23 protein-coding genes are annotated in these 24641 nt (G+C 69.1%); 14 read left to right on the top strand and 9 right to left on the bottom strand.

Annotated features, from left to right (window positions below; translation table 11 throughout):
• Positions 1 to 26: 26 nt before the first annotated feature.
• Positions 27 to 2012, top strand: a complete 1986-nt coding sequence (locus C8P69_RS04440) for a methylmalonyl-CoA mutase subunit beta (protein ID WP_245901866.1) — start codon at positions 27 to 29, stop codon at positions 2010 to 2012.
• Positions 2013 to 2022: 10 nt separating this feature from the next.
• Entirely contained in the window at positions 2023 to 4170 is a 2148-nt protein-coding gene (gene scpA, locus C8P69_RS04435; protein WP_108175502.1) for a methylmalonyl-CoA mutase, read from the top strand.
• An 8-nt stretch (positions 4171 to 4178) separates the two neighbouring features.
• Here the strand turns inward: scpA and C8P69_RS04430 are convergent, their stop codons facing one another.
• Both C8P69_RS04430 and C8P69_RS04425 read right to left on the bottom strand, forming a co-directional pair.
• A complete protein-coding gene (locus tag C8P69_RS04430) occupies positions 4179 to 4562 on the bottom strand; it encodes a type II toxin-antitoxin system PemK/MazF family toxin (RefSeq protein ID WP_108174670.1) in 384 nt (127 codons plus the stop codon).
• A complete protein-coding gene (locus C8P69_RS04425; RefSeq protein WP_108174669.1) occupies positions 4523 to 4708 on the bottom strand; it encodes an antitoxin MazE-like protein in 186 nt (61 codons plus the stop codon). Before C8P69_RS04425 ends, C8P69_RS04430 begins: the two co-directional genes overlap by 40 nt.
• A gap of 228 nt (positions 4709 to 4936) precedes the next feature.
• Here C8P69_RS04425 and C8P69_RS04420 point away from each other — a divergent pair, with 228 nt between their 5' ends.
• The 5 genes from C8P69_RS04420 to C8P69_RS04395 all read left to right on the top strand — a co-directional run bounded on the left by C8P69_RS04420 (position 4937) and on the right by C8P69_RS04395 (position 9031).
• Positions 4937 to 5926, top strand: a complete 990-nt coding sequence (locus C8P69_RS04420; protein ID WP_108174668.1) for a Bug family tripartite tricarboxylate transporter substrate binding protein — start codon at positions 4937 to 4939, stop codon at positions 5924 to 5926.
• A gap of 61 nt (positions 5927 to 5987) precedes the next feature.
• The gene (locus C8P69_RS04415) at positions 5988 to 6485 is read left to right on the top strand and encodes a tripartite tricarboxylate transporter TctB family protein (protein ID WP_108174667.1); all 498 of its coding nucleotides are present in this window, start codon (positions 5988 to 5990) and stop codon (positions 6483 to 6485) included.
• 33 nt (positions 6486 to 6518) lie between these two features.
• Positions 6519 to 7991, top strand: coding sequence for a tripartite tricarboxylate transporter permease (locus tag C8P69_RS04410; RefSeq protein WP_425440742.1), 1473 nt, complete (start codon positions 6519 to 6521; stop codon positions 7989 to 7991).
• A 78-nt stretch (positions 7992 to 8069) separates the two neighbouring features.
• Positions 8070 to 8324 (top strand): hypothetical protein, encoded by a 255-nt coding sequence (locus C8P69_RS04405; protein WP_108174665.1) that lies wholly within the window; start codon positions 8070 to 8072, stop codon positions 8322 to 8324.
• A gap of 59 nt (positions 8325 to 8383) precedes the next feature.
• Complete coding sequence (locus C8P69_RS04395; RefSeq protein WP_108174664.1) at positions 8384 to 9031, top strand: HAD hydrolase-like protein; 648 nt, start codon at positions 8384 to 8386, stop codon at positions 9029 to 9031.
• Here the strand turns inward: C8P69_RS04395 and C8P69_RS04390 are convergent.
• Complete coding sequence (locus tag C8P69_RS04390) at positions 9028 to 10257, bottom strand: alpha/beta hydrolase (RefSeq protein ID WP_108174663.1); 1230 nt, start codon at positions 10255 to 10257, stop codon at positions 9028 to 9030. The genes C8P69_RS04395 and C8P69_RS04390 overlap by 4 nt on opposite strands.
• 213 nt (positions 10258 to 10470) lie before the next feature.
• Between C8P69_RS04390 and meaB the strand changes: the two genes are divergently transcribed.
• Positions 10471 to 11454, top strand: coding sequence for a methylmalonyl Co-A mutase-associated GTPase MeaB (gene meaB / locus C8P69_RS04385; RefSeq protein WP_108174662.1), 984 nt, complete (start codon positions 10471 to 10473; stop codon positions 11452 to 11454).
• A 289-nt stretch (positions 11455 to 11743) separates the two neighbouring features.
• A complete protein-coding gene (locus C8P69_RS04380) occupies positions 11744 to 13168 on the top strand; it encodes an amidase family protein (RefSeq protein ID WP_108174661.1) in 1425 nt (474 codons plus the stop codon).
• A gap of 10 nt (positions 13169 to 13178) precedes the next feature.
• On the opposite strand, the gene C8P69_RS24410 is transcribed toward C8P69_RS04380, so the two are convergent.
• Positions 13179 to 13307 (bottom strand): hypothetical protein, encoded by a 129-nt coding sequence (locus C8P69_RS24410; RefSeq protein ID WP_273509785.1) that lies wholly within the window; start codon positions 13305 to 13307, stop codon positions 13179 to 13181.
• Between the two features lie 190 nt (positions 13308 to 13497).
• Here C8P69_RS24410 and C8P69_RS04375 point away from each other — a divergent pair, with 190 nt between their 5' ends.
• The 3 genes from C8P69_RS04375 to C8P69_RS04365 all read left to right on the top strand — a co-directional run bounded on the left by C8P69_RS04375 (position 13498) and on the right by C8P69_RS04365 (position 17136).
• A complete protein-coding gene (locus tag C8P69_RS04375; RefSeq protein ID WP_108174660.1) occupies positions 13498 to 15033 on the top strand; it encodes a helicase HerA-like C-terminal domain-containing protein in 1536 nt (511 codons plus the stop codon).
• A 159-nt stretch (positions 15034 to 15192) separates the two neighbouring features.
• Entirely contained in the window at positions 15193 to 15657 is a 465-nt protein-coding gene (locus C8P69_RS04370) for a hypothetical protein (RefSeq protein ID WP_108174659.1), read from the top strand.
• A gap of 93 nt (positions 15658 to 15750) precedes the next feature.
• The gene (locus tag C8P69_RS04365; RefSeq protein WP_108174658.1) at positions 15751 to 17136 is read left to right on the top strand and encodes a M20/M25/M40 family metallo-hydrolase; all 1386 of its coding nucleotides are present in this window, start codon (positions 15751 to 15753) and stop codon (positions 17134 to 17136) included.
• A gap of 4 nt (positions 17137 to 17140) precedes the next feature.
• On the opposite strand, the gene C8P69_RS04360 is transcribed toward C8P69_RS04365, so the two are convergent.
• The 3 genes from C8P69_RS04360 to C8P69_RS04350 all read right to left on the bottom strand — a co-directional run bounded on the left by C8P69_RS04360 (position 17141) and on the right by C8P69_RS04350 (position 19038).
• Positions 17141 to 17704 (bottom strand): DUF6456 domain-containing protein, encoded by a 564-nt coding sequence (locus C8P69_RS04360; RefSeq protein ID WP_245901865.1) that lies wholly within the window; start codon positions 17702 to 17704, stop codon positions 17141 to 17143.
• Positions 17701 to 18063 (bottom strand): chromosomal replication initiator DnaA, encoded by a 363-nt coding sequence (locus tag C8P69_RS04355; RefSeq protein WP_170118117.1) that lies wholly within the window; start codon positions 18061 to 18063, stop codon positions 17701 to 17703. Before C8P69_RS04355 ends, C8P69_RS04360 begins: the two co-directional genes overlap by 4 nt.
• 558 nt (positions 18064 to 18621) lie before the next feature.
• The gene (locus C8P69_RS04350) at positions 18622 to 19038 is read right to left on the bottom strand and encodes a Ros/MucR family transcriptional regulator (RefSeq protein ID WP_108174657.1); all 417 of its coding nucleotides are present in this window, start codon (positions 19036 to 19038) and stop codon (positions 18622 to 18624) included.
• Between the two features lie 438 nt (positions 19039 to 19476).
• Between C8P69_RS04350 and C8P69_RS04345 the strand changes: the two genes are divergently transcribed.
• A complete protein-coding gene (locus C8P69_RS04345; RefSeq protein WP_108174656.1) occupies positions 19477 to 21591 on the top strand; it encodes a S9 family peptidase in 2115 nt (704 codons plus the stop codon).
• Here the strand turns inward: C8P69_RS04345 and C8P69_RS04340 are convergent.
• Complete coding sequence (locus tag C8P69_RS04340) at positions 21588 to 22739, bottom strand: MFS transporter (RefSeq protein WP_170118116.1); 1152 nt, start codon at positions 22737 to 22739, stop codon at positions 21588 to 21590. The two genes, C8P69_RS04345 and C8P69_RS04340, sit on opposite strands and share 4 nt — an antisense overlap.
• Before the next feature lie 134 nt (positions 22740 to 22873).
• On the opposite strand from C8P69_RS04340, the gene C8P69_RS04335 reads away from it, so the two are divergent.
• The gene (locus C8P69_RS04335) at positions 22874 to 23593 is read left to right on the top strand and encodes a DUF1194 domain-containing protein (RefSeq protein WP_245901864.1); all 720 of its coding nucleotides are present in this window, start codon (positions 22874 to 22876) and stop codon (positions 23591 to 23593) included.
• Between the two features lie 251 nt (positions 23594 to 23844).
• On the opposite strand, the gene C8P69_RS04325 is transcribed toward C8P69_RS04335, so the two are convergent.
• Complete coding sequence (locus C8P69_RS04325; protein ID WP_108174653.1) at positions 23845 to 24444, bottom strand: superoxide dismutase; 600 nt, start codon at positions 24442 to 24444, stop codon at positions 23845 to 23847.
• Positions 24445 to 24641: the final 197 nt, after the last annotated feature.

The following is a 24641-nucleotide window of genomic DNA, read 5'->3' as shown; positions in this document are numbered from 1 at the left end:
GGCATTCTTCGTGGCATCGAAGCTGCATGACCGACACCATGACCTCGCCCGACGCATCTCTCGCGCTCGCCTCCGAGTTCCCGCCCGCGACGGAAGCCGCCTGGCGCGCGGCCGTCGACGCCGTGCTGAAGGGCAAGCCCTTCGACAAGGTGCTGGTGGGCCGCACCGCCGATGGCATCGCCGTCCAGCCGCTGTATCCGCGCAAGGCCGGCGCTGCCCCGCTTGCCGCCCGCGCCCCCGGCCTGCCCTGGACGGTCGCCCAGCGCGCCGATCATCCCGATCCCGCCGCCGCCAACGGCCTGGCGCTGGAGGACCTCTCGGGCGGCGCCTCGGGCCTCACCATTGTCACCCGCGGCGCCATCGGCGACCGGCGCGGCGATGCCATGGTGATCGATGGCCTCGCGGATCTCGATGCCCTGCTGGCGGGCGTGATGCTCGACCTCATCCCCGTTCGCATCGATGCCGGAACCTCTGCCGGCCATGTCGCGGCCATGCTGGCGGCGAAGGCCGAGCGCGATGGCATCGATCCGGCCTCGCTCACCATCGCCTTCGGCATCGATCCCGTTGGCGCCTTCGCCCGCCGCGGCACGCTGGAGGATTGGACCGGCGCTGCGGCCAAGGCCTCTGACGCGGTGCTCGCCCTGCGGCGCCGTGGCTTCGGCGGCACGCAGCTCGTCGCCGATGGCCGCGTCATCCACGATGCCGGCGGCTCGGAGGTGCAGGAGCTCGCCTATGTGCTCGGCTCCGCCGTGCAGTACTGGCGCATGCTGGAGGCGGCCGGCCTGCCCCTGGCGGAGGCGGCGCAGGCGCTGTCCGTCGTGCTCTCGGTCGATGCCGACCAGTTCCTCTCGACCGCCAAGGTCCGCGCCATGCGCAAGCTCTGGGCGCGGCTCGAGACGGCTTGCGGCCTTGCGCCCTCCCATCTCGACCTCCATGCCGAGACGGCCTGGCGCATGCTCACCCGCGTCGACCCGGCCGTGAACTGGCTGCGCACCACCACCGCGGTCTTCGCCGCCGGTGTCGGCGGCGCGGATCACGTCGTGGTCGAGCCCTGGACCGCCGCCATCGGCCTTCCCGATGCCTTCGCGCGCCGCATCGCCCGCAACACCCAGCTCATCCTCATTGAGGAATCGAACCTCCACCGCGTCGCCGACCCCGCCGCCGGCTCCGGCGGCATGGAGGCGCTGACCGACGAGCTCTGTAAGCGGGCCTGGGCCCAGTTCCAGGAGTGGGAGAAGGCCGGCGGCATCGTCGCCGCCCTGTCCGCCAACCTCGTCCAGCCGGCCGTGGCCAAGGTGCGCGCCGAGCGCGCCGCCGCCATCGCCAAGCGCCGCGAGCCGCTGACGGGTGCCTCCGAATTCCCCAATGTCCATGAGACGGTGCCCGAGGTGCTCGCCGCGCCGAAGCGCGAGACCCGCCGGGGCGCCGCGCCGATCGACCTGCCGGCCGCGGCCAGGGGCGAGCGCTTCGAGGCGCAGGTGAAGGCTTTCGCGTCGGGCGCCATCCGTTCGGCCCTGTCGAGGCTGAAGAGCGACACGATCTTCGTCGAGGCCCTCGCGCCGATCCGCCTCGCCGAGCCCTTCGAGGCGCTCAGGGCGAAGCTCGACGCGGTGACCGCCGCGACCGGCACGCGGCCGAAGGTGTTCCTCGCCGTGATCGGCCCCGTCGCCGCCTTCACGGCGCGCGCCACCTTCGCCCGCAACCTCTTCGAGGCCGGCGGCTTCGATGCGCCGATCCCCTCAGGCTTTGCCGATGTCGCGGCGATCCGCGACGCCTTCGCGGCGAGCGGCGCCACCATCGCCTGCCTCTGCTCCTCCGACGAGCTCTATGCGGCCGAGGCAGCCCATGTCGCGGAGGCCCTCAAGGGGGCGGGAGCGAAACAGCTCTGGCTCGCGGGTCGCCCCGGCGACCTCGAGGAGGGTCTCAAGGCGGCCGGCATCGACGGTTTCGTCTTCGCCGGCGGCGACGTGCTAGACTTCCTGAACCGCGCCCATGCGGCGCTGGATGCGTGAGGAGACGGCCATGACCCGCATCCCCGATTTCACCACCATCGATTTCGCCGACGCCACGCCCGTCGCGAGCGGCGGCGCGACCTGGCTGACGCCGGAAGAGATCGCCGTGCGCCCGGTCCACACGCAGGCGGACCTTGCCGGCATCGACTTCCTCGACACCTATCCGGGGATCAAGCCGTTCCTGCGCGGCCCCTATCCCACCATGTACGTGAACCAGCCCTGGACGATCCGGCAATATGCCGGCTTCTCCACGGCCGAGGATTCCAACGCCTTCTACCGGCGCAACCTGGCCGCCGGACAGAAGGGCCTGTCGGTCGCCTTCGACCTCGCCACCCACCGCGGCTATGACTCCGACCATCCCCGCGTTTCCGGCGATGTGGGCATGGCGGGCGTCGCCATCGACAGCATCTACGACATGCGCACGCTGTTCTCCGGCATCCCGCTGGACCAGATGAGTGTGTCCATGACCATGAACGGCGCGGTGTTGCCGATCCTCGCGCTCTACATCGCCGCGGCGGAAGAGCAGGGCGTGCCGCAGTCCAAGCTCTCCGGGACCATCCAGAACGACATCCTCAAGGAGTTCATGGTCCGCAACACCTACATTTATCCGCCCAAGCCCTCGATGCGGATCATCTCCGACATCTTCGCCCACACGGCGAAGGAGATGCCGAAGTACAATTCGATCTCGATTTCCGGCTATCACATGCAGGAGGCCGGGGCGACGCAAGACCTCGAGCTCGCCTACACGCTGGCCGATGGCGTCGAATATATCCGCGCCGGCATCGCCGCCGGCATGACGGTCGACCAATTCGCGCCGCGGCTCTCCTTCTTCTGGGCCATCGGTATGAACTTCTTCATGGAGGTGGCAAAGCTCCGCGCCGCGCGCCTCCTCTGGGCCAAGCTCGTCAAGCAGTTCGACCCGAAGAGCGACAAGTCGCTGCCGCTGCGCACGCACTCGCAGACCTCCGGCTGGTCGCTGACCGCCCAGGATGTGTTCAACAACGTCGTGCGCACCCAGATCGAGGCCATGGCGGCAACGCAGGGCCACACCCAGTCGCTGCACACCAACGCCCTCGACGAGGCGCTGGCGCTGCCGACCGACTTCTCCGCCCGCATCGCCCGCAACACCCAGCTCTTCCTGCAGCAGGAGAGCGGCACGACCCGGATCATCGATCCCTGGGGCGGCTCGCTCTATGTCGAGCGCCTCACCGCCGACCTTGCTGCCAAGGCGTGGGAGCATATCCAGGAGGTCGAGGCCCTTGGCGGCATGGCCAAGGCGATTGATGCCGGCATCCCCAAGTTGCGCATCGAAGAGGCCGCGGCCAAGACCCAGGCGCGTATCGATTCCGGCGTGCAGTCGGTCATCGGGGTCAACAAGTTCCGCCCCGACGGCGAGAAGCCCATCGACGTGCTGAAGGTCGACAACTCGGCCGTGCGCGCCAGCCAGATCGAGAAGCTGAAGCGCCTGCGCGCCGAGCGCAATCCGGCCGAGGTCCAGGCGGCGCTCGACGCGCTGACCGCCGGAGCCGCCGGCAACGGCAACCTGCTCGCGCTCGCCATCAATGCCGCCCGCGCCAAGGCGACGGTCGGCGAGATGTCGGATGCGATGGAGAAGGTGTTCGGCCGCCACAAGGCCGAGATCAAGGCCATTTCCGGCGTCTACAAGCGCGAGGTCGGCGCGATGAACGAGAACGTCTCGAAGGTCCAGCACATGGTCGAGGCCTTCGCCGAGAACGAGGGCCGCCGCCCCCGCATCCTCGTCGCCAAGGTCGGCCAGGACGGCCATGACAGGGGACAGAAGGTCATCGCCTCGGCCTTCGCCGATCTCGGCTTCGACGTCGATATCGGGCCGCTCTTCGCAACCCCGGGGGAGGCCGCCAAGCAGGCGATCGAGAACGACGTCCACTGCGTCGGCGTCTCCTCGCTCGCCGCCGGCCACCTGACTCTGGTGCCGGAGCTCAAGGCGGAACTGGCCAAGCAGGGCCGCGAGGACATCATGATCGTCGTTGGCGGCGTCATCCCGCCTCAGGACTTCGACGCGCTCTATGCCGCCGGCGCCTCGTCGATCTTCCCGCCGGGCACGCCCATCGCCGACGCCGCCATCGACCTCATCGACAAGCTCAACGCCAAGCTGGGCTACGTCCAGGCGGCGGAGTAGACGGCAGGTCAGTCGCCGAAACCCAAGACGAAGGCGAGGGCGGTCGAGACCCGGCCCATGTCTCCATCGTCCAGCCTGCCGATGATGGTGGATATCTTCGCGCGCCTGATGGTGACCGGTTTGTCTGCCATCACCTGAGATGGCAGCCGCAGACCATTCTGGCCTGACGGTTCGATATCGACACGGAAATCCCGCGCCTCGACCAGTTCCGATGTCATTGGGCAGACCACGACCGAAGCGTGGGCTGGCGGCATCGCGTCCGTCTGGACCACGACAGCTGGTCTCGGTTTGCCATAGTCGCCGCTCGCAGAGACCAGGACCACGTCCCCCCGTGTGAGGCTGGGCGTGTCCGTCACTTGGATTCGTCGAACTCCGCGACGGCCTCGACCCATCGCATAGCATCTTCTTCGGCACTGGGGTCGAGACGAGCGACCTGCTCGGCGACGCGCCGCCGCGTCGTCGTGAGACGGGCGTCTGGCACCACCAGCCGCACTTCGCGCAATCCAGCGGCCTTGCGTCTCTCGCGGAGCGCCCTCATTCGATTTGCCGTCCCGGCCATCGCATGCCCCTTCGCAAGTGTGAACCGTAACGCGTGACGCCTCGAGGTTCAATCGGGGTGTTCTAGTGGCTTGTCTGCAGCCGCAACCCTCCTGTGCGCACCATCGCACCACCGTTCGAAACGGTTGAAACGCCCTCCATTCCGGTGCAGCCTTCCATACCAGACACGAGCCGGATCAACCGGCCGATGGATCAAGGGAGGATCACCATGACTGAACTCAGCCGTCGTCATCTCATGGCCGGCGCTGCCGGCCTCGGCCTCGCATCGCAGCTCTCGGCCCCCGCTCTCGCCCAGGCCTTCCCCGCCCGCCCGATCACCCTCGTCGTGCCCTGGGGCGCCGGCGGCGGCACGGACGCCACCGCCCGCATCGTCGGCTCGCTTATGGAGCGCGAGTTCGGCCAGCCGGTGAACGTCGTGAACCGCACCGGCGGCTCCGGCGTCGTCGGCCATTCCGCCATCGCGACCGGTGCGGCCGATGGCTACACGATCGGCATGGTGACGGTGGAAATCACCATGATGCACTGGCAGGGCCTGACCCAGCTCAAGCACGACAGCTACACGCCGCTGGCGCTGATGAACGAGGACCCGCCGGGCGTGCAGGTCTCGGCCTCCAGCCCCTTCGCCGATCTCAAGGCTCTGGCCGATGCGATCAAGGCGAACCCGGGCAAGTTCAAGGCCTCCGGCACCGGCCAGGGCGGCATCTGGCATCTCGCCCTCGTCGGCTGGCTCGGCGCCATGGGCCTGCCGGCCAGCGCCGTGCCGTGGGTGCCTTCGAACGGCGCCGCCCCGGCCATGCAGGACCTCGCCGCCGGCGGCATCGACATCGTCACCTGCTCGGTCCCCGAGGCCAAGGCCATGCTGGACGCCGGTCGCGCCAAGTCGCTGGCCATCATGGCCGCGGCCCGCAACCCGCAGTTCCCGAACGTGCCGACGCTGAAGGAGGCCATCGGCGTCGACTACTCCGTCGGCGCCTGGCGCGGCATCGCCGCGCCCAAGGGCCTGCCGGCGCCGATCACCGAGCGCTTCGTCTCGGTGCTCAAGAAGATCAACGAGTCCAAGGAATTCACGGACTTCATGGCGGCCCGCGGCTTCGGCGTGAAATGGGCCGACGGCGCAGGCTTCGCCAAGTTCATGGCCGAGGGTGACGCCGCCATGGGCGTTGCCATGAAGGCCGCGGGCCTCGCCCGCCAGGCCTGACCTCGCATCCATCGGCAGGACCCGCGGTCTCCGCGGGTCCGCGCGCCCAAGGTCCAATCCCATGCATATCCCGAACCGCGTCACCGGCATCGGCATCGCCGTGCTGGGAGCCGCCGCCGCCTATGGCGGCTCGCTGCTGCCGCCCGTTCCCGGCCAGCAGGTCGGCCCCAACGTCTTCCCGATGGTGATCGGCATCGGCCTCGTCCTCTGCGGCATCGCCATCGCCATCGGCATCGGCGCCTCCTTCGAGGAGCCCGAGGAGGTCGTGGCCTCCGAGGACGGCGCCCATGTCCCCGCCGACGCTGCCCCGCCCGTGGCCCATGGCGCGCTGAAGACGCTGGTGCCGCCGCTGCTCCTGCTCTTCTACGCCTTCACGGTCGACCATCTCGGCTTCATCCCGACCGCCGCGGTGATGGTCGCGACCACCTGCTTCGCGCTCGGCGGCACCTGGCGTTCCGCGCTCATCCTCGCCCTCTGCGCCCCGCCCGCGGTCCACCTGATCTTCGCCAAGCTGCTGCGCGTGCCGCTGCCGCCCGGCCTTCTCCCGATGCCCTGGTAGGCCGACATGAGCACCTTCATCGAAGCCTGGCAGATGGTGCTGGCACCCGACGTGCTGCTGGCCATCCTGCTCTCCGCCATCTACGGCCTGGTCGTCGGCTCGCTGCCCGGCCTGTCGGCCACCATGGCGACGGCGCTGCTCGTGCCGGTCACCTTCTACCTGTCGCCCATCGCCGCCATCGCCACGATCATCACCGCCTCGGCCATGGCGATCTTCTCCGGCGACATTCCCGGCTGCCTCCTGCGCATCCCCGGCACCCCCGCCTCGGCCGCCTATACGGACGAGGCCTATGCCATGACCCGCAAGGGCCAGCCTGAGCTGGCGCTCGGCATCTGCCTGTGGTTCTCGGCGCTCGGCGGCGTTTTCGGCACGCTCTCGCTCATCATCATGGCGCCGCTCCTGGCGGAGTTCGCGCTATCCTTCTCGACCTTCGAATATTTCTGGCTCGCCTTCCTCGGCCTGATGTGCGCGACCGTCGTCGCCCGATCCTCGCCGGTGAAGGCCATCGCCGCCATGCTGCTCGGCCTGCTCATCGCCTGCGTCGGCATCGAGAACCCGGCCGGGACGCCCCGCTTCACCTTCGGCATGACCGACCTTCTCGGCGGCATCGAGGTGATCCCCGCCCTCGTCGGCTGTTTTGCGGTCGCCGAGGTCATGCGCGCCATGTCGGTGCCGGAGCCGCCGCAGCTCGCGCGGCGCAAGTTCGGCTCGATCCTCGCGGGGCAATGGAAGCTGACCAAGGAATATCCCAAGCAGCAAGCGCGCGGGAACATCGTTGGCATCATCATCGGCGTGCTGCCGGGCGCCGGCGCCGACATGGCGGCCTGGGTCTCCTACGCCATGGCCAAGCGCTTCTCGAAGACGCCGGAGAAGTTCGGAACGGGCCACCCGGAAGGGCTGATCGAGGCGGGCGCGTCCAACAACGCCTCGCTCGCCTCGGGCTGGGTGCCATCGCTGCTCTTCGGCATCCCCGGCGACACCATCACCGCCATCGCCATCGGCGTGCTCTACATGAAGGGCCTCAATCCCGGCCCGACGCTCTTCACCGAGAAGGCGTCGAGCATGTACGCGCTCTACATCATCTTCATGCTGGGCAACATCATCATGATCCCGCTCGGCATCATCATGATCCGCCTCGCCACCTTCATCCTGAAGGCCAAGCGCTCGGCGATCATGCCGGTGATCGTGCTGCTCTGCGCCGTCGGGTCCTTCGCCACCGGCAACAACCTGTTCCTCGTCATCACCGTCGCCGCCTTCGGCTGCATCGGCTACCTCATGGAGAAGAACGGCTTCCCGGTCGCGGCCCTCGTGCTCGGCATCGTCATGGGCAACATGGTGGAGACCCACTTCATCACCTCGCTCATCAAGTCGGACGGCTCGCTGCTGCCCTTCTTCGCCCGTCCGGTGTCGGCGACCCTCGCCGCGATCACCATCGGCCTGCTGGTCTGGCCGCTTGCCGTCTGGCTCTACAAGAAGCGCCCGCAGGCGACCGCCGCCGCCGCATGAAACCTTTCGCCGGGCGGGCCGAAGGCTTGCCCGGCGCGCCGCCCTGCGGCACTGGTGCGCGGGCCAAGCCGGACCCCCATGCTCGCCACGCTCAATCTCATCCTCGACCTCATGATCGCCCTCGCGGCCTGCCTCTCGGCCTGGTTCTGGTGGGTGGCGAGCGGGCAGCGCGTCCGGCGCATCAGCCGGACCGAGGAACTCGATGCCGGCGACATCAACCGCATCGTCACCGCCTTGAACCGAACCCAGATCCTGAATGCCCGGGCCGCGCTGTTCACGGCCCTCGCCGCGGTGAGCGCGGCAGCCCGCATCCTCGTCGGCGCGGCCACCTGACGCGCCTCCACAACCGTGGCCTGTTTGACCGCACAGCCCCCGGCTGGTAGCCGGGAGGTATGCCGGCTTACCGCCTTGCGATCTTCGACTTCGACGGGACCCTCGCCGACAGCGCCGAATGGGGCTTCGGCGTCATGAACGACATGGCCCGCCGCCACGGCTACCGCGTCATCGACGATGCCGAGCGAGAGCATCTGCGCGGCAGGCCGAACCACGAGATCATCCAGGCGCTTGGCGTCCCGCTGTGGAAACTGCCGTTCATTGTCGCCGACTTCCGCCGTCTCGCCGCCGAGAACGCGGCCAAGATCCCGCTCTTCCCCTTCGCGGCGGCTCATCTGGACCGCCTGCGCGGTGCGGGCGTCATCGTCGCCATCGCCAGTTCCAACAGCCGATCGACCATCGAGCGCATTCTCGGGCCAGCGGCCGAGCTCGTCGTCGATTTTGCCTGCGGCGCCTCGCTCTTCGGCAAGGCGCCGAAGTTTCACGGCCTCATGCGCCGTCACCGGGTCGCGCCGGAACAGACGGTTGCCATCGGCGACGAGGAGCGTGACGTCACCGCCGCCCGCGAGGCAGGGATCGCCAGCATCGCCGTGTCATGGGGCTTGTCCCGCCGCGAGGCGCTGGAGGCGGCACATCCCACGGCGATCGTCGATGCGCCCGCCGAACTGGAACGCCTGATTCTCGCGGGTCCGGGGCCGGCGCCCTAGTCGGCGGCAGGGACCGGCGGAGCCGCGCTGGGCAGGGGCTCGCTCGTCACCGACCGCGCGCTCTCCGGCTGGCCAGCCATCGGCGCCTGCTCCTGCGGCGCCCGCAATTCCGAGGGCAGGGGCGGGGCTTCCGCCACCTGCGGCAGCGAATCCTCGATCACCGGCGGCTGGCTGATCTTGCCGCCGATCAGCCGCACGATCTCGGGCGCCTCGGCGAAGGTGCCGTGACGGACGAGGTCGGTCCAGCCGGTCGCGCTCATGGTGAAGACGCGCACGCCGAGCGAGGAGATGACCTGCCGGTGCTGGGGATTGCGCACGTCGAGCGCCCCGACCCTCTGGCGGTCCCAGGCGACGGTGGAGGAGGCGGCAAGCGCCCGGTCGTCGGCCTGCACGAAGAGCGAGACCCGCGAGGGCCGCGAAATCCGCGCCATCTGCTGGCGGAACACCTCGACGTCGAGATCGGGCGCGGCAAGGATCACCTCGCCAAGCCGGCCGCCGAGTTCGCCATTGCCGGCGATGGAGGCCTGGCGCAGCGCCTCCATGGTGAGGAAGGCGCCCATGGAATGGGCGAGGATGTGGATGCGGCCGACGCCCGGCGTGCGGCCGAGGTCCGAGAGCAGCTTTTCCAGTGCGTCGCGCGAGGCGGTGGCAACCTCCCGGTCGCCGGAATAGGCGAGCACGCGGCGATAGCTCGGCCAGGTGAATAGCACCTGCGTGCCGCGGAAGCCGCCATCGGCCGCCACCTGCACGATGCGGAAGGCCGCCTCGTCATAGTCGGTGTTGAAGCCGTGCACATAGACCAGCACGTCGCGCTGGTCGAAGGGCTTGGCCGCAACGGCCTCGCCCACCTCCCGGCGGAAGGCATCGGGGGTGAGGGCCTCGCGATCCGTGAGGACGGCGTGGCGCCGCGGGTTCTCGGAGGTGATCTGCGGCCGGGGGATGGAGCCCGTCGCGCGGCCGGGCGGCATGCTGACGACCTGGCGGTAGAACCGGGCGCGCTCCGCCGAGGGGGCGCCGAGCCGGTCGCCGACAAAGGCCGGCCGCGTCGAGGTAACGAAGACCGGCGTCGCCACCGGCTGGGCCGCAGGTGCGGTCAGCGCGCTCACCGAGCCGGTGATGCCCGACAGGCTCGGCCCAAGGCAGCCGCCAAGCGCCAGCGCCGCTGCGGCGAGGGCCGCGAGGCGCAGGACGGGAGGGGAACGGAGCGGCTGGGACTGCAGGGGCATGGCGGGGGCGGCGCGGGAGCGCGAGACATCCAGGTGAGGAGGAGGGGCAGAGCAATGCCGCCGCCGGGTTGAGGAAAGGTTGAGGGCCGGAGGGCGACCGGACCCGATGACCCGCGGGTAGCGGTGGCCCGTGGCCGCAATGGGGCGAAAGGGAGGGCAGGGGAGGGCGCCGAATCGCTCGCAAGCCGGCTGTGGCTTTGCTAGCACGCTTCCATGCGCGCCCCTGCCAATCCCGCCGAGCTTGCCGCCGCCATCCGGGCGGGCGACCGCGCCGTGCTGGCCCGCGCCATCACCCTGGTGGAATCGACCAAGCCCGAGCACCAGGCGCTCGCCCGCGAACTCGTCCAGATCCTGCTGCCCGAGACGGGACGCGCCATCCGCATCGGCATCACCGGCGTGCCGGGAGCCGGCAAATCGACCACCATCGACACCTTCGGCTCGAACCTCACCGCGGCCGGCCACCGCGTCGCGGTGCTGGCGGTCGACCCCTCCTCGACGCGCACCGGCGGCTCGATCCTCGGCGACAAGACCCGCATGGCCCGCCTCGTCAACGACGAGCGCGCCTATGTGCGCCCCTCGCCCTCCTCCGGCACGCTCGGCGGCGTTGCCGCCAAGACGCGCGAGACCATGCTGCTCTGCGAGGCCGCCGGCTTCGACGTGATCCTTGTGGAGACGGTGGGCGTCGGCCAGTCCGAGACCGCCGTCGCCGACATGACCGACCTCTTCCTCGTGCTCATGCTGCCCGGGGCCGGCGACGAGCTGCAGGGCATCAAGAAGGGCATCCTGGAACTCGCCGACATCATCGCGGTGAACAAGGCGGATGGCGACGGCGCCATGCGCGCCAAGGCGGCTGCGGCCGAATATCGCGCCGCGCTCCACATCATGGCGCCGCGCTCGCGCGTCTGGTCGCCGCCCGTTCTGACCATTTCCGGCCTCGCCAACCAGGGGCTCGACGCCCTGTGGGAGCAGATCGTCGCCTATCGGCAGAAAACCGAGGCCTCCGGTGATTTCGCCGCCCGCCGCCGGGCGCAGGGCGTGCGCTGGATGTGGACCATGCTGCACGAGCGCGTCGCCGAGCGGCTGAAGCGCGATCCGGTGCTGAAAGCGCGCCTGCCGGCGCTCGAGGCCGATGTCGCCGCGGGCCGCCTCGCGCCCATGCTGGCGGTGGAGGAGATCGCCGGGGTCATCGGTCTCTGAGCGGCCCCCGACACGCGCAGCACCGTAAGGCGAGACCGCTGCCGCTCACCTCTCCCCGGCGGGGAGAGGTCGGCCGAAGGCCGGGAGAGGGGGCACGCCAACTGCTCTGGTCCCCCTCTCCCGCCTCGCTCCGCCCGTCGACCTCTCCCCGCCGGGGAGAGGTAAGACGCCGTGCCGGGCCTGCCGCGAGGTGGTGGCTCCGCGCATGACTTGTCCCCGCTGCCGGCACTTCCCTCGCGCCCCCATCCCCGCGCACCATCGCCGCTCCTGAGATGCGGAGACGACGACAGTGGCCAAGGCACCGATCTGGCAGTGGAGCGCGGTGAAGACCGCGCGGGCGATCCGCAAGGGCAAGGTCTCCGCGGAGGAGGTCGTCCACTCCCATGTCGACCGCATGAAGGCGGTGAACCCGAAGCTCAATGCCGTCGTCGTCGACCTGTCGAAGGACGCGATCAAGGCGGCGCGGGCCGCGGACAAGGCCCGCGCCAGCGGCGAGGAGATCGGCGCGCTGCACGGCGTGCCGGTGACCATCAAGATCAACCTCGACGTCAAGGGCCAGGCCAATTCCAACGGCGTGCCCGCCTTCAAGGACAACATCGCCCCCGACGATTCCGCCGTGACGGCGAACCTGCGCAAGGCCGGCGCCATCATCATCGGCCTCACCAACACGCCCGAATTCTCCATGCGCGGCTTCACCGACAACCCGCTGCATGGGCTGACGCTGAACCCGTGGGATCCGAAGATCACCTGCGGCGGGTCCTCGGGTGGTGCGGGCGCGTCCGTCGCAGCCGGCATCGGCGCCATCGCCCATGGCAACGATATCGGCGGCTCGCTGCGCTGGCCGGCCTTCTGCAACGGCGTCGCCACCATCAAGCCGACCCAGGGGCGCATCCCCGCCTTCAACCCGACCCAGCTGAAGGGCGACGAGCGCCCGCTCATGGCGCAGTTCATGTCCTCGCAGGGTCCGATCGCCCGCTCGGTGGAGGATGTCGCCCTCGGCCTCGAGGTAATGGCCATGCGCGATCCGCGCGACCCCTGGTGGGTGCCCGCGCCGCTCAAGGGTCCGAAGCTGAAGGGACCGATCAAGGTCGCCTTCGCCAAGATCCCGCGGGACATGAAGGGCGACACCAAGGTGATCTCGCTCGTCCGCACCGCGGCCGACCACCTCGCCAATGCCGGCTACGACGTGCACGAGGTCGAGCTTCCCGATCTCGACGGCACCTGGAAGCTCTGGTCCGACCTGATCTTCACCGAGCTGACGGTGCTGCAGGAGGCGACCATGCGCCAGCACGGCAGCGCCGATTTCATCACCGCCATCGAGTCGATGAAGGGCACCAGCACCGTGCTCGACCGCGAGGGCTACATGAAGGCCATCGCCCGCCGCACCCGCGTGCTGCGCAACTGGATGCTGTTCCTGGAGGAGTATCCGGTGATCCTGTCGCCGCTCTCGGTGCGCAAGACGCCGTCCTTCAACGCCGACCTCGAAAGTCCGGAGCGCGGCCGCTCCCTGTTCTGGAACGACCTGCGCTTCATGTCGGCGATCAACGTGCTCGGCCTGCCCGCCGCGGTGGTGCCGGTCGGGCTCCTCGGTGGCACGCCCATCGGCGTGCAGCTCATCGCCTCGCGCTACCGCGAGGACCTCTGCCTGAAGGCGGCCGAGGCCATCGAGGAGCGGGCGGGCACGCTGGTCGAGACGCTCTGGGCGCGCGGCTGAGCCGCGCCGCTCACTCGGCCGGGCCGGGGCCGGCGATCGGCGGGCGCACGTCCTTGGTCGAATAGTCGACCCAGGCCACCACGGCCCCGAAGCCGCAGAAGACGAAGAGCACCAGGCTCAGGAACATGGTTTCGGTCATGGTCTTCTCCTCACCGATGGGTGGGGCGAGGATCGCGCCGAGCGGCATCGGCGGCCTTGATGCACGTCAAGGCCCCGTCAGGGGCCGCGCGGCCGACCTGTCGCAGGCCGGCGCGCCGGTTTGGTGCTTGGCGATGCCCCTGCGTCATTGCTAGAACCGGTGCATCGCCCCGCAGCGGACAGGACGGATCATGGCCGACGACGCCCTCCTCATCGGCAAGAGCACCAAGCAGGAATGGCTGGCGCTCCGGTTCGGCAACCGCCACGGCCTGATCACCGGCGCCACGGGCACCGGCAAGACGGTGACCCTGCAGGTCCTTGCCGAGGGCTTCTCGAATGCCGGCGTGCCGGTCTTCGCCGCCGACATCAAGGGCGACCTCTCCGGCGTCGCCGCCATGGGCGAGGAAAAGCCCTTCATCGCCGAGCGGGCCAAGCAGGTCGGCCTCGACTGGCATGCCGACCAGTTCCCCGTGGTCTTCTGGGACCTGTTCGGCGAGCAGGGCCATCCGATCCGCGCCACCGTCGCCGAAATGGGTCCGCTGCTGCTGTCGCGGCTGATGGACCTCAACGACACGCAGGAAGGGGTCATCAACATCCTCTTCCACTATGCCGACCAGAACGGCCTTGCCCTGCTCGACCTGAAGGACCTGCGCGCCCTGCTGCAGGAGCTCGGCTCCAACAAGGAGCTGCAGAACGAGCTGCGTGCGGCCTATGGCAATGTCTCGCCGGCCTCGGTCGGCGCCATTCAGCGCCAGCTGCTGACCCTCGAGAACCAGGGCGGCTCCAAGTTCTTCGGCGAGCCGGCCCTGGCGCTGAAGGACCTGATGAAGGTCGACCGCGACGGCCGCGGCACCATCAACCTCCTCGCCGCCGACAAGCTGATGGCGAGCCCGCAGCTGTATGCCACCTTCCTGCTCTGGCTCCTCTCCGAGCTGTTCGAGGAGCTGCCCGAGGTCGGCGACGTCGACAAGCCGAAGCTGGTCTTCTTCTTCGACGAGGCCCACCTCCTGTTCAACGACGCACCGAAGGCGCTGGTCGAGAAGATCGAGCAGGTGGTGCGCCTCATCCGCTCCAAGGGCGTCGGCGTCTATTTCGTCACCCAGAACCCGCTCGACGTGCCGGAGACCGTGCTCGCCCAGCTCGGCAACCGCGTGCAGCACGCCCTGCGTGCCTTCACGCCGCGCGACCAGCGGGCGGTGAAGGCGGCGGCCACCACCTTCCGCCAGAATCCCGACCTCAACACCGAAGAGGTCATCACCCAGCTCGGCAAGGGCGAGGCGCTGGTCTCGACCCTCGAAGGCAATGGCGTGCCCTCCATCGTCCAGCGGACGCTGGTCTCCCCGCCCGTGGCGCGCATCGGCCCGGTGAGTGAACAGGAGCGCCGGCAGATCCTCGCCAAGAGCCCCTTCAAGGGGAAGTATGACGAGGCGATCGACAGCGAATCCGCCTACGAGATCCTCAAGAAGCGGGCCGAGCAGAAGATCCAGGCCGAGCAGCAGGCCCAGCAGGCCGATACCGGCGGCATGGGCGGGCTCGGCGGCATCCTCGGCTCCATTCTCGGCACCGGCGGCGGCAGCGCACCGGCCGGCAAGGGCCGGGGCCGCGCGCCGATGTCGACCACCGAGGTCATCATCAAGAACGCGGCGAGCTCGGTGGCCCGCAGCGTCGGCACCCAGCTCGGCCGCGCCATCATGCGCGGCGTGCTCGGCGGCCTCACGCGACGGTAGGTCAAGTTCGCGCGGCAATCGCATCAATTGCAGCGAAATTCGTAGAAGGTCCCTAATCCGGTAACGCTATCCCTGCCCCAGAGAGCCGGCCGGGCCCCCCACCGCCGACCCCCAAGGGTCGACCGTGGCCGGCCCCCGGCGAGCATCGGGAATGGTGTGATGGCCGGCAGGAAGCAGATCCAGGACGCGCGGGTTGTGGTGCTTCGCCTCGACGGTGTCGATGCGGCCGACGCGGCCCAGAGCCTGAAGGATATCGGCATCGTCCATGCTGTCGGCCTCGCCGATGTCGGCTCCCTCTCGGTCCATATCGAGGGCGGCAAGGTCGACGTCCTCGTCGTGTCCTCGCCCCCGCCCACCGGCATCACGCCGCCGCCGGCCCTGCCCCTGCCGCCTGAGCCGCCCGAGGCGGCGCTGAAGGCCGGCATTCCCTGCCTGCTGCTACTGCCCAGCACGTCCCGCAGTGCCGCCCGCATGGCTCTCGCCGCCGGCTATGCCGCGGTCATGTCGGTCGATGCCGCGCCGCGCCAGGTCTATCGCCGCATCGGCGCGCTGATGCAGCGCGTCCGCCGCATCGGCCGCGCCCATGCCTCGGTGCGCGGCGCGCCGGCCGAAGAAGGCAATTGAGCCGGCCCGGGAGCCAAACCCGCGCCATCGGCGTTTGCAAGGCCGGGACGGATTGCTAGCCTCGCGCCTCCCGAACAGCCACCCGGACATGCCATGACCCGCCCTGTCGATCAGGTTCTCGCCGCCGTCGATGCCGGCCTCGACCAGAGCCTGGAGCGTCTCTTCGCCTTTCTCCGCATCCCCTCGGTCTCGACCGACAGCGCCTATGCGGCCCATTGCGCGGCCGCGGCGGACTGGCTGAAGGCCGACCTTGCGACCATGGGATTTGCCGCCGAGGCGCGCGCCACCGGCGGCCATCCCGCCGTGGTGGCCAAGAGCCCGGGCGGTGCCGGCCCGCACGCGCTCTTCTACGGCCATTACGATGTCCAGCCGGTCGACCCGCTCGACCTCTGGGAGACGCCGCCCTTCGAGCCGCGCATCGCCACCGGGCCCGACGGATCGAAGCGGATCGTCGCCCGCGGCGCCTGCGACGACAAAGGGCAGGTCATGACCTTCGTCGAGGCCTGCCGGGCCTGGAAGGCGGTGACCGGCTCGCTGCCCGTCGGCATCACCATGCTCATCGAGGGCGAGGAGGAGAGCGGCTCGAAGCACCTCTTCGACTTCGTGCGCGCCAACAAGGCGGACCTGGCCGCCGACATCGCCCTCGTCTGCGACACCGGCATGTGGGACAAGGAAACCCCGGCCATCACCACCTCGCTGCGCGGCATCGTGGTGGACGAGTTCAAGGTGGTCGCCGCCGACCGCGACCTTCATTCCGGCGTCTATGGCGGCGCTGCCGCCAACCCCATCCACATGATCGCCAAGGCCATCGCCGCGATCCACGGCCCGGATGGCCGCATCGCCATTCCCGGCTTCTATGACGGCGTCGAGGACCTGCCGGCCGACATCCTCGCGGACTGGAAGGGCCTCGACCTCAAGGCCGAGGATTTCCTCGGCGCCATCGGCCTGAAGCACCCGATCGGCGAGAAGGACCGCCTGCTGATCGAGATGGTGTCCTCGCGCCCGACCTGCGACATCAACGGCATCTGGGGCGGCTATACCGGCGAGGGATCGAAGACCGTGATCCCCTCGGAGGCCTGGGCCAAGGTGACGATGCGCCTGGTCGGCAAGCAGGACCCGGTGAAGGTGCGCGACGCCTTCCGCGCCCATATCCGCGCCCAGCTTCCCGCCGATTGCCGTGCCGAATTCTTCGGCTCGCGCGGCAGCGCCGCCATCGCCCTGCCCTGGGACATGCCGGTTCTCGCCAAGGCGCGGGGCGCGCTGACGGCGGAATGGGGCCGCAAGGCCGTGACCATCGGCTCCGGCGGCTCCATCCCCATTGTCGGCGCGTTCAAGGAGGATCTCGGCCTCGACACGCTGCTAGTCGGCTTCGGCCTCGAGGACGACCGTGTCCATTCGCCGAACGAGAAGTACGACCTCACCTCGTTCCACAAGGGCATCCGCTCCTGGGTGCGGATCCTCGACGCGCTCGCCGCATGACGGTTCAGGCGGGCGGTGTGGACCAGGCGCGGATGCGGCCGCGTTCCGGTCCCACCGCCGCTTCCGCGAGGCCATAGCTCCGGGCGAGCGCCGACAGCGCCAGCTTCAGCACCACCTTGGCGGTGCGCGCCGGCCAGCCCCGTTCGCGCTCCACGGTCTCGAGCCCTTTCAGGAAGCCGCAGACATCCAGCAGCAGCGAGGCGAAATCCGGCCCCACCGCCGTGATCGCCGCATCGAGCCGCTGGCGGGCCGCCAGCACCACCTCCGTGTAGGTCTCGCCGCGGCCGCCTCCCGAGACCGGCGCCGCCCAGGCAATCCCGAGCTTCGGCACGAGCCCTGCCAGCGTCACGTCGCGGCGGAAGCGCTCGCCCGCCTCCACCTCGTGGTCGTGCAGGAACGGCCGGCCGGAGGCATCGCGACGGCTCGCCAGCCAGCGCAGCGGGCTCTCCGTCAGGTCGATCTCCACCGGCCCTTCCGGTGTCTCCAGGGTCAGCCGCTCCTGCCGCGCCCGGCGGAAGCGGTCGTCGTCGCTGTGGCTTCCCGCCCGCCCGGATGTCCTGCCGGTCATCGCGCCGCCTCCGCCGGGCCACGCAGCGGCAGGAGGATGGCCTCGATCCGCGACAGGCGCTGGTCGAAGGCGGGGTCGTCGCGTTCGTCCTCGATCCGCCGGATGGCGTGGCGCAGCGAGGCCCGGTCGCGGCGGAAGGCGCGTGACAGGTGCGACAGGTCGCGGCCGAGCGCGACGTGGCTCAGATAGATCGCGAGGTGCCGGGCCGCGGCGACCTGCGCCTTGCCCCGCGTGGTCCGCATCAGCGCGCCCGATTCCACCCCCGCGACCCAGGCCGCGAGAGCCACGGCCACGTCGATCCCGGGATCCCCGGCCTCGGAGTGATGCTCCCAGCAACCTCCACCGACGACCATCAGCATGCCGCACCTCCCTTTTGAGGACCGCAATCCTCAATCTGAACACGGGAGATGATAATAAGTTTTTATTCCTTTTTCTGGCAGCAGCGTGTCTGCGACCCGGAAAGTGACGACATCTCAATGGCCTAGGAAGCGGCCTCAACCATGTCGGCGAAGAAATCGCGGTAAAGTTGTCCCCATCGAACCCTGCTCTCCAATCCTTGCGCCCCGCACCAACCGGAGGGGCAAGGCATGGGCAAGCGTGGACAGTGCGGGATCAGGAGCTGGCGTGCAGTGGATGCCGGAGGACCGCGCGGGCGGTGCCAGGCACTGCTGGCGGCGGAAGCGGTCTTCGCATCGGAGCCATCGGGCCTGTCCGCGGCGCCGCGTCTGGCCGCTGCCCTGCGCCGGGAACGTGCGCGCATGCACGGCGGTGACTATGACTTCACCCGTCACTGGGTCCTGTCGCGCGCCCTGGCGCTCCTGGCCGCGGGGCGGGCTCGCCAGCCGAACCCGAAAACGACGAAGGCGCCACCCGGTGACGGGTGACGCCTTCTGAATGGGCCGGGATGGGAGAAGGGCTCAGCGGCCCTTGCGGCGGCGCTGCTGGCCGAGACCCATCTGCTTGGCGAGCTGCGAGCGGGCAGCGGCGTAGTTGGGGGCGACCATCGGATAGTCGGCCGGCAGGCCCCACTTCTCGCGGTAATCCTCGGGCGACAGGTTGTACTGGGTGCGCAGGTGGCGCTTCAGCGACTTGAACTTCTTACCGTCCTCGAGGCAGATGATGTAGTCCGGGGTGATGGACTTCTTCACCGGAACAACCGGCTTCAGCGGCTCGGCCGGAGCCTCGACCTTGCCGGACGTGACGTTCAGCAGGGCATTGTGGACGCTATTGATGAGACCCGGAAGGTCGCCGGCCGAAACCGAGTTGTTGCTGACATAGGCCGATACGATATCGGCAGCGAGCTCGATGTAGTTGGCAGTCGACGAGTCGGCCATCGTGGGAAAATCCTTCAACTGGCGACGCATGAACGTGGCGTCGCGACAGGAGCGTTGTGCCCAATTGCTTTCATGACAGACCGGGCCAGCGCCCCCCTGGGTGAATCGCCAAGGCACCGGAAGTGTCAGGATGGCGAGATACTGCCTTGCTGCAGGTCACGCAAGAGCCAATCGGAAAAATCGAAGTAAATCGGTGAACAATATCGTTGTGGATCGGCAAGTCTGGCGGCAATTTCGGCTGATGAACGTCTGAAAACGTGCATTGATGAAGATATTGCAACCCAATCGCGGCCATCGAAGATACGGTGCGTTACAGATGTGGCGGTGGCGCCCCCCCGGCGCCTGCCTCACCATGACGCGCATGGCAGGTTGCATGAGGCCCTTGCCTCGTGATGTTTGACCCCCACTTGCCAGTCAGGCTTTTCACCCGGTGACCGCATGACCTTGAAGACCCCCGCCTCCGCAGCGCCTCTCGCCGCGCGCCGTCCGGTGACGCGAACCGTCCACGGCGTTGATCTGGTCGATGACTACGGCTGGATGCGGGCGGCGAACTGGCAGGAGGCGCTGCGCGACCCGGCGGTCCTGCCCGCGGAGATCACCGCCCATCTGGTGGCCGAGAACGCCTATGCCGAGGAGGCGCTGGCGCCGCTCAAACCCCTGATCGACACGATGGTCGCGGAGATGCGCGGGCGGATCAAGGAGGATGATGCCGGCGTTCCCGTCGCCGATGGGCCCTTCGAATACTACGACCGCTTCCGCGAGGGCGGCCAGCACCCCATCGTCTGCCGCCGTCCGCGAGGGAGCGAGACGGGCGAGCAGATCATGCTGGACGGCGACGCGCTGGCCGCCGGCAAGGCCTTCTTCGACCTCGGTGGCGCCGCCCACAGCGCCGACCACGGCCGCCTCGCCTGGAGCTTCGACGACAAGGGCTCGGAGTTCTTCACCCTCCGCATCCGTGATCTCGGCACCGGCGAAGACCTTGCCGATGTGATCGAGGAGACCGGCGGCGATGCTGTCTGGTCGACCGATGCTTCGGCGCTCTACTACATCCGCCTCGACGACAATCACCGCCCCTTGCGGATCTTCCGCCATGTCATCGGCAAGCCTGTCGCCGATGATGCGCTGGTCTTCGAGGAGAAGGACACGTCGGTCTTCGTCGGCATGGGCGAGGCGACGGCCGGCGGCCTCGCGCTCATCTCCTGCTCGCAGAGCGATTCCACCGAGACCTGGGCGCTCGACCTGACCGATCCCGTCGCGGCCCCCTGGCTCGTCCTGCCGCGCCTCGGCGAGATCAAGGCCTATCCCGACTATCACCCGGACTATCGCGGCCGGAAGACGCTGTTCATCCGCACCAATGACGAGGCCGAGGACTACCGCATCGTCGCCACGCCGCTCGCCACGCCGGGCCGCGAGCACTGGGAGGAGATCGTCCCCCACCGTCCCGGCGTGCTCGTCCTCTCCGCCACCGTGCTGAAGGACTGGCTCGTTCGCCTCGAGCGCGAGAACGCCCTGCCGCGCATCGTCATCCGCAACCTGACGAGCGGCGAGGAGCACGCCATCGCCTTCGACGAGGAGGCCTATTCGCTCGGCATCCTGCCCGGTTACGAATTCGACACGGACACGCTGCGCTTCGTCTATTCGTCGATGACGACGCCGTCGGAGACCTTCGACTACGACATGCGCGCCCGCACGCGCGTGTTGCGCAAACGGCAGGAGGTGCCCTCCGGCCATGATGCCTCGGCCTATGTGACGCGCCGCCTTCTGGCGCCCGCCGCCGACGGCGAGACCGTGCCGGTCTCCCTCGTCTATCACCGCGACACCCCGCTCGACGGGTCGGCCCCGGTGCTCCTCTACGGCTATGGCTCCTACGGCCACTCGCTGCCGGCCTCCTTCTCCACCGCGCGGCTGTCGCTGGTCGATCGCGGCTTCATCTACGCCATCGCCCATGTGCGCGGCGGCATGGAGAAGGGCTATCGCTGGTACCGGACGGGAAAACGCGAGTTCAAGGCGAACACCTTCGCCGACTTCATCGCCGCCGCCGAGCATCTGATCGCGCAGGGGCTCACGGCCAAGGGGCGCATCGTCGCCCAGGGCGGCTCGGCCGGCGGCATGCTGATGGGCGCCATCGCCAACATGCGCCCCGAGCTCTTCGCCGGCATCCTCGCCGAGGTGCCCTTTGTCGACGTGGTCAACACCATGCTCGACGACACCCTGCCGCTCACCCCGCCGGAATGGCTGGAATGGGGCAATCCCATCACCGACCCCGAGGCCTTCCGCCGGATGCTCGCCTATTCGCCCTATGACAACGTCACGGCGCAGGCCTATCCGCCGATCCTGGCGCTTGCCGGCGTTTCCGACCCCCGCGTCACCTATTGGGAGCCGGCGAAATGGGTGGCGCGGCTGCGCGCTGCCAAGACGGACGCCAACCCGGTCCTGCTGCTCACCAACATGGATGCGGGCCATGGCGGCGCCGCCGGCCGTTTCGACCGGCTGGCCGAGGTCGCCCGGTCCTATGCCTTTGCCGTGGCGGTGACGGGCGGCAAGCTCGCCTAAAGCGGCCGCGGTTTCACGCCGAGGCGCAGCGACACCAGCACATGGGCAAGGCCGATCAGGCCGATCCCGACCGCGGCCACGCCGATGGCCGGGATGCCGCCGAAGCTCTTGGCGAAGCCGGCGATGCTCGAGCCGAAGGCCGCGCCGACATAGATGCAGGCGGCATTCAGCGAGAGCAGAACCTGTAGCCGCTCGGGCGCGAGCGCGACCAGCCGCGCCTGCTGCGACACGCCGATGGTCCAGCCCATCATCGCCCAGAGGAAGAGGATGACGGCGCCGCCCACCGGGCCCCAGTCCAGGAAGGTGAGCGCGGCCATGCAGGGCAGGGGGCCTGAGGCGGAGATGAGCAGGGTGCGGCCCGCGCCGATCCGGTCTACCAGATAGCCGCCGAGCGCATTGCCGGCGACCGAGCCGACGCCATAGACGATGAGCAGCGTCGCCACGATGCGCGGATCGGCCCCCGTCTTCGCCTCGATGATCGGCGCGAGGAACGTGTAGGGGATCCAGGCCGCCCCCATCACCGTCACCGTGACGAGCACCGCCAGGGCCAGCCGCGGCTCGGTCATCGCCCGGCCGAGATCGCCGAGGCTCGCCGGGGCGACATGGATGGTCTTCGGCACGCGGATGATGAGCGCCGCCGCCATGGCCAGCGCCGCGAGCGCGATGGCGATGAAGATCCATGGCCAGCCGAGGCTGTAGCCAACCGCGCTGGCGGTGGGGATGCCAAGCACCTGCGAGACCGTCAGGCCCGCATAGATCGTCGCCAGCGCCCGTCCGCGCTGCTCCGCGGGCACGCTCATCATGGCGACGCCCGCCGCCGCCGGGGTGTAGAGCCCCGCCCCGCAGGCGAGCACCACCCTCCCGGCATAGAGCACGGTGGCATTGCCGGCGCTCGCGGTCAGCAGAGCGCCCGCCGCGATCAACGCCATGCCGGTGACGAGCACGCTGCGCCGGTCCAGCCGTCCGGTCAGCGACGAACCGAGAGGCGAGCCGATGGCATAGGCCAGCGCATAGGCGCTGATGATCCAGCCGGCGCCGACCGGCGTCAGGGCGAGGTCGCGCGACATCGGCGTGATGACGCCGATGGCCCCGAAGGCGCCGAAGCCGACGATCAGCGTCCCGAAGGACAGGAGAATGAGAAGGGCCATCGATGCTCGGGAAGATGGGGCGGCCATGGGCCGGGACGCGCACCCTATACGAAGCCTTCGCGCCTCACGATGATGTGGATGGTCATGGCGGCCGCCCCATCTGAACATGGCGGTGGTGTCGGGGGAGGGTGACAATGGCGGCGCATGACGATCGGACCCTGTCGCGTCGCCTGGCGCTCGGCCTCGCCGCCGCTGCGGCTCTGCCTACCGGCGCAATGGCCCAGCGCCCGGTCGATGTCGACGTCATGCTGGCGCTGGCTGCCGACGGGTCCGGCTCGATCGACAATGACGAGCTCCGCCTGCAGCGCGAGGGCTATGGCGAGGCCCTGGCCTCGCCGGAAGTGCTCTCGGTCATCGCCAGAGGCATCCACGGTGCCATTGCCGTCATCTACACCGAATGGGGCGGGCCGACCTCCCAGCACGTCATCGTCGACTGGACGGTGATCCGCGATGTGGCGACAGCCCGCGCCTTCGCCACCGAACTGGTGGCGCGGCCACGGGCGGCCCGCGGCTACAATTCGATCTCCGCCGCCATCGACTTCTGCGTTCGCCACATCGAGACGAGCGGCTTTCGCGCCCTCAAGCGGGTGATCGATGTCTCAGGCGACGGGCCGAACATCGGCGGCCGTCCGGTCGAGGAGGCCCGCGACGATGCGGTGGCCAAGGGCATTACGGTCAACGCCCTCGCCATCCTCCGGCCCGGCGGATCGGTCCAGGCCCGCGCCGGCCAGCCCTTGCCGGACTACTATCGCGAGGCGGTGATCGGCGGCCCAGGTGCCTTCGTGGAAGTGGCGGACCAGAACCGCACCTTCGCCGAGGCTGTGCGGCGGAAGATCGTGACGGAGATCGCGTGAGGTTTTGGGCCCGACGAGCGCCATAGACCGCTCTCGCCCACGCACTGGAACCGCGTCATGCCCGGCCTTGTGCCGGGCATCCACGACTTGACCACCGCACGCCGAGAATTCGTGGATGGCCGGGACAAGCCCGGTCATGACGGTCGGTGGTTCCTGCGGCCTCCTGGCGGCTCGGGCTCTCACCCCCCAACGAAAAAACCCCGGCGGGATGGCCGGGGTTTTCCACATGTCCTGACGAGGCGCAGGGCCGCTCAGGCGGTCGCCTTCTGGAACATCTCGTCGACATACTCCCAGTTCACCAGGTGCTCGACGAAGGCCTTCAGGTAGTCGGGACGGCGGTTGCGGTAGTCGATGTAGTAGGAATGCTCCCACACGTCGCAGCCGAGGATCGGCGAAGCGCCATGGACCAGCGGGCTCTCGCCGTTCGGGGTCTTCTGGACGACGATCTTGCCGCCCTGCACGGCGAGCCAGGTCCAGCCCGAGCCGAACTGCGTCACGCCGCCCTGGATGAAGTCCTCCTTGGCCTTCTCGACCGAGCCGAAGGAATCGACGAGCGCCTTCTCGAGGCCGCCGGGGATCTTGCCGCCGCCATTCGGCTTCATCCACTTCCAGAAATGGATGTGGTTGTAGTGCTGGCCGGCATTGTTGAAGATCGCGGCGTTCTTGCCGAACGAGCCCTTCACGATCTCCTCGAGGCTCTTGCCCTCGAACTCCGTGCCCTTGATCGCGTTGTTGCCATTGTTGACGTAGGCGAGGTGATGCTTGTCGTGGTGATACTCGAGCGTCTCCTTCGACATGTAGGGCTGGAGCGCATCGTGGGCGTAGGGAAGATCGTCGAGTGTGAAGGCCATGACCTCGTCTCCTGATGGGGGCCGCCGGCCCCCCGGGGAGGGAGCGGGCGGTCGCTTGGAACCAACCCCTCTCACATAGGCTGGCCGGCTTTCCGCGGCAATTGCCCCCGCGACGGGTGGTGGTGTAGTTGCGGGAATCTGTCGGCTTGCCTTGGATAGGTCGTTATTTGGCGGCTCAACGGTAACCGGGAGCGGGC

Source organism: Phreatobacter oligotrophus (assembly GCF_003046185.1).
Taxonomy (GTDB): domain Bacteria; phylum Pseudomonadota; class Alphaproteobacteria; order Rhizobiales; family Phreatobacteraceae; genus Phreatobacter; species Phreatobacter oligotrophus.
The sequence above is the reverse complement of the archived record's forward strand: the minus strand, read 5'-3'. Positions and strand labels throughout refer to the sequence as shown.

Bases quoted from the DNA above. Each gene is read 5' to 3' on its own strand.
- C8P69_RS04440 (WP_245901866.1), top strand. From the start codon at position 27: ATGACCGACACCATGACCTCGCCCGACGCATCTCTCGCGCTCGCCTCC.
- scpA (WP_108175502.1), top strand. From the start codon at position 2,023: ATGACCCGCATCCCCGATTTCACCACCATCGATTTCGCCGACGCCACG.
- C8P69_RS04430 (WP_108174670.1), bottom strand. From the start codon at position 4,562: ATGGGTCGAGGCCGTCGCGGAGTTCGACGAATCCAAGTGACGGACACG.
- C8P69_RS04425 (WP_108174669.1), bottom strand. From the start codon at position 4,708: ATGAGGGCGCTCCGCGAGAGACGCAAGGCCGCTGGATTGCGCGAAGTG.
- C8P69_RS04420 (WP_108174668.1), top strand. From the start codon at position 4,937: ATGACTGAACTCAGCCGTCGTCATCTCATGGCCGGCGCTGCCGGCCTC.
- C8P69_RS04415 (WP_108174667.1), top strand. From the start codon at position 5,988: ATGCATATCCCGAACCGCGTCACCGGCATCGGCATCGCCGTGCTGGGA.
- C8P69_RS04410 (WP_425440742.1), top strand. From the start codon at position 6,519: ATGGTGCTGGCACCCGACGTGCTGCTGGCCATCCTGCTCTCCGCCATC.
- C8P69_RS04405 (WP_108174665.1), top strand. From the start codon at position 8,070: ATGCTCGCCACGCTCAATCTCATCCTCGACCTCATGATCGCCCTCGCG.
- C8P69_RS04395 (WP_108174664.1), top strand. From the start codon at position 8,384: ATGCCGGCTTACCGCCTTGCGATCTTCGACTTCGACGGGACCCTCGCC.
- C8P69_RS04390 (WP_108174663.1), bottom strand. From the start codon at position 10,257: ATGCCCCTGCAGTCCCAGCCGCTCCGTTCCCCTCCCGTCCTGCGCCTC.
- meaB (WP_108174662.1), top strand. From the start codon at position 10,471: ATGCGCGCCCCTGCCAATCCCGCCGAGCTTGCCGCCGCCATCCGGGCG.
- C8P69_RS24410 (WP_273509785.1), bottom strand. From the start codon at position 13,307: ATGACCGAAACCATGTTCCTGAGCCTGGTGCTCTTCGTCTTCTGCGGC.
- C8P69_RS04375 (WP_108174660.1), top strand. From the start codon at position 13,498: ATGGCCGACGACGCCCTCCTCATCGGCAAGAGCACCAAGCAGGAATGG.
- C8P69_RS04370 (WP_108174659.1), top strand. From the start codon at position 15,193: ATGGCCGGCAGGAAGCAGATCCAGGACGCGCGGGTTGTGGTGCTTCGC.
- C8P69_RS04365 (WP_108174658.1), top strand. From the start codon at position 15,751: ATGACCCGCCCTGTCGATCAGGTTCTCGCCGCCGTCGATGCCGGCCTC.
- C8P69_RS04360 (WP_245901865.1), bottom strand. From the start codon at position 17,704: ATGACCGGCAGGACATCCGGGCGGGCGGGAAGCCACAGCGACGACGAC.
- C8P69_RS04355 (WP_170118117.1), bottom strand. From the start codon at position 18,063: ATGCTGATGGTCGTCGGTGGAGGTTGCTGGGAGCATCACTCCGAGGCC.
- C8P69_RS04350 (WP_108174657.1), bottom strand. From the start codon at position 19,038: ATGGCCGACTCGTCGACTGCCAACTACATCGAGCTCGCTGCCGATATC.
- C8P69_RS04345 (WP_108174656.1), top strand. From the start codon at position 19,477: ATGACCTTGAAGACCCCCGCCTCCGCAGCGCCTCTCGCCGCGCGCCGT.
- C8P69_RS04340 (WP_170118116.1), bottom strand. From the start codon at position 22,739: ATGGCCCTTCTCATTCTCCTGTCCTTCGGGACGCTGATCGTCGGCTTC.
- C8P69_RS04335 (WP_245901864.1), top strand. From the start codon at position 22,874: ATGGCGGCGCATGACGATCGGACCCTGTCGCGTCGCCTGGCGCTCGGC.
- C8P69_RS04325 (WP_108174653.1), bottom strand. From the start codon at position 24,444: ATGGCCTTCACACTCGACGATCTTCCCTACGCCCACGATGCGCTCCAG.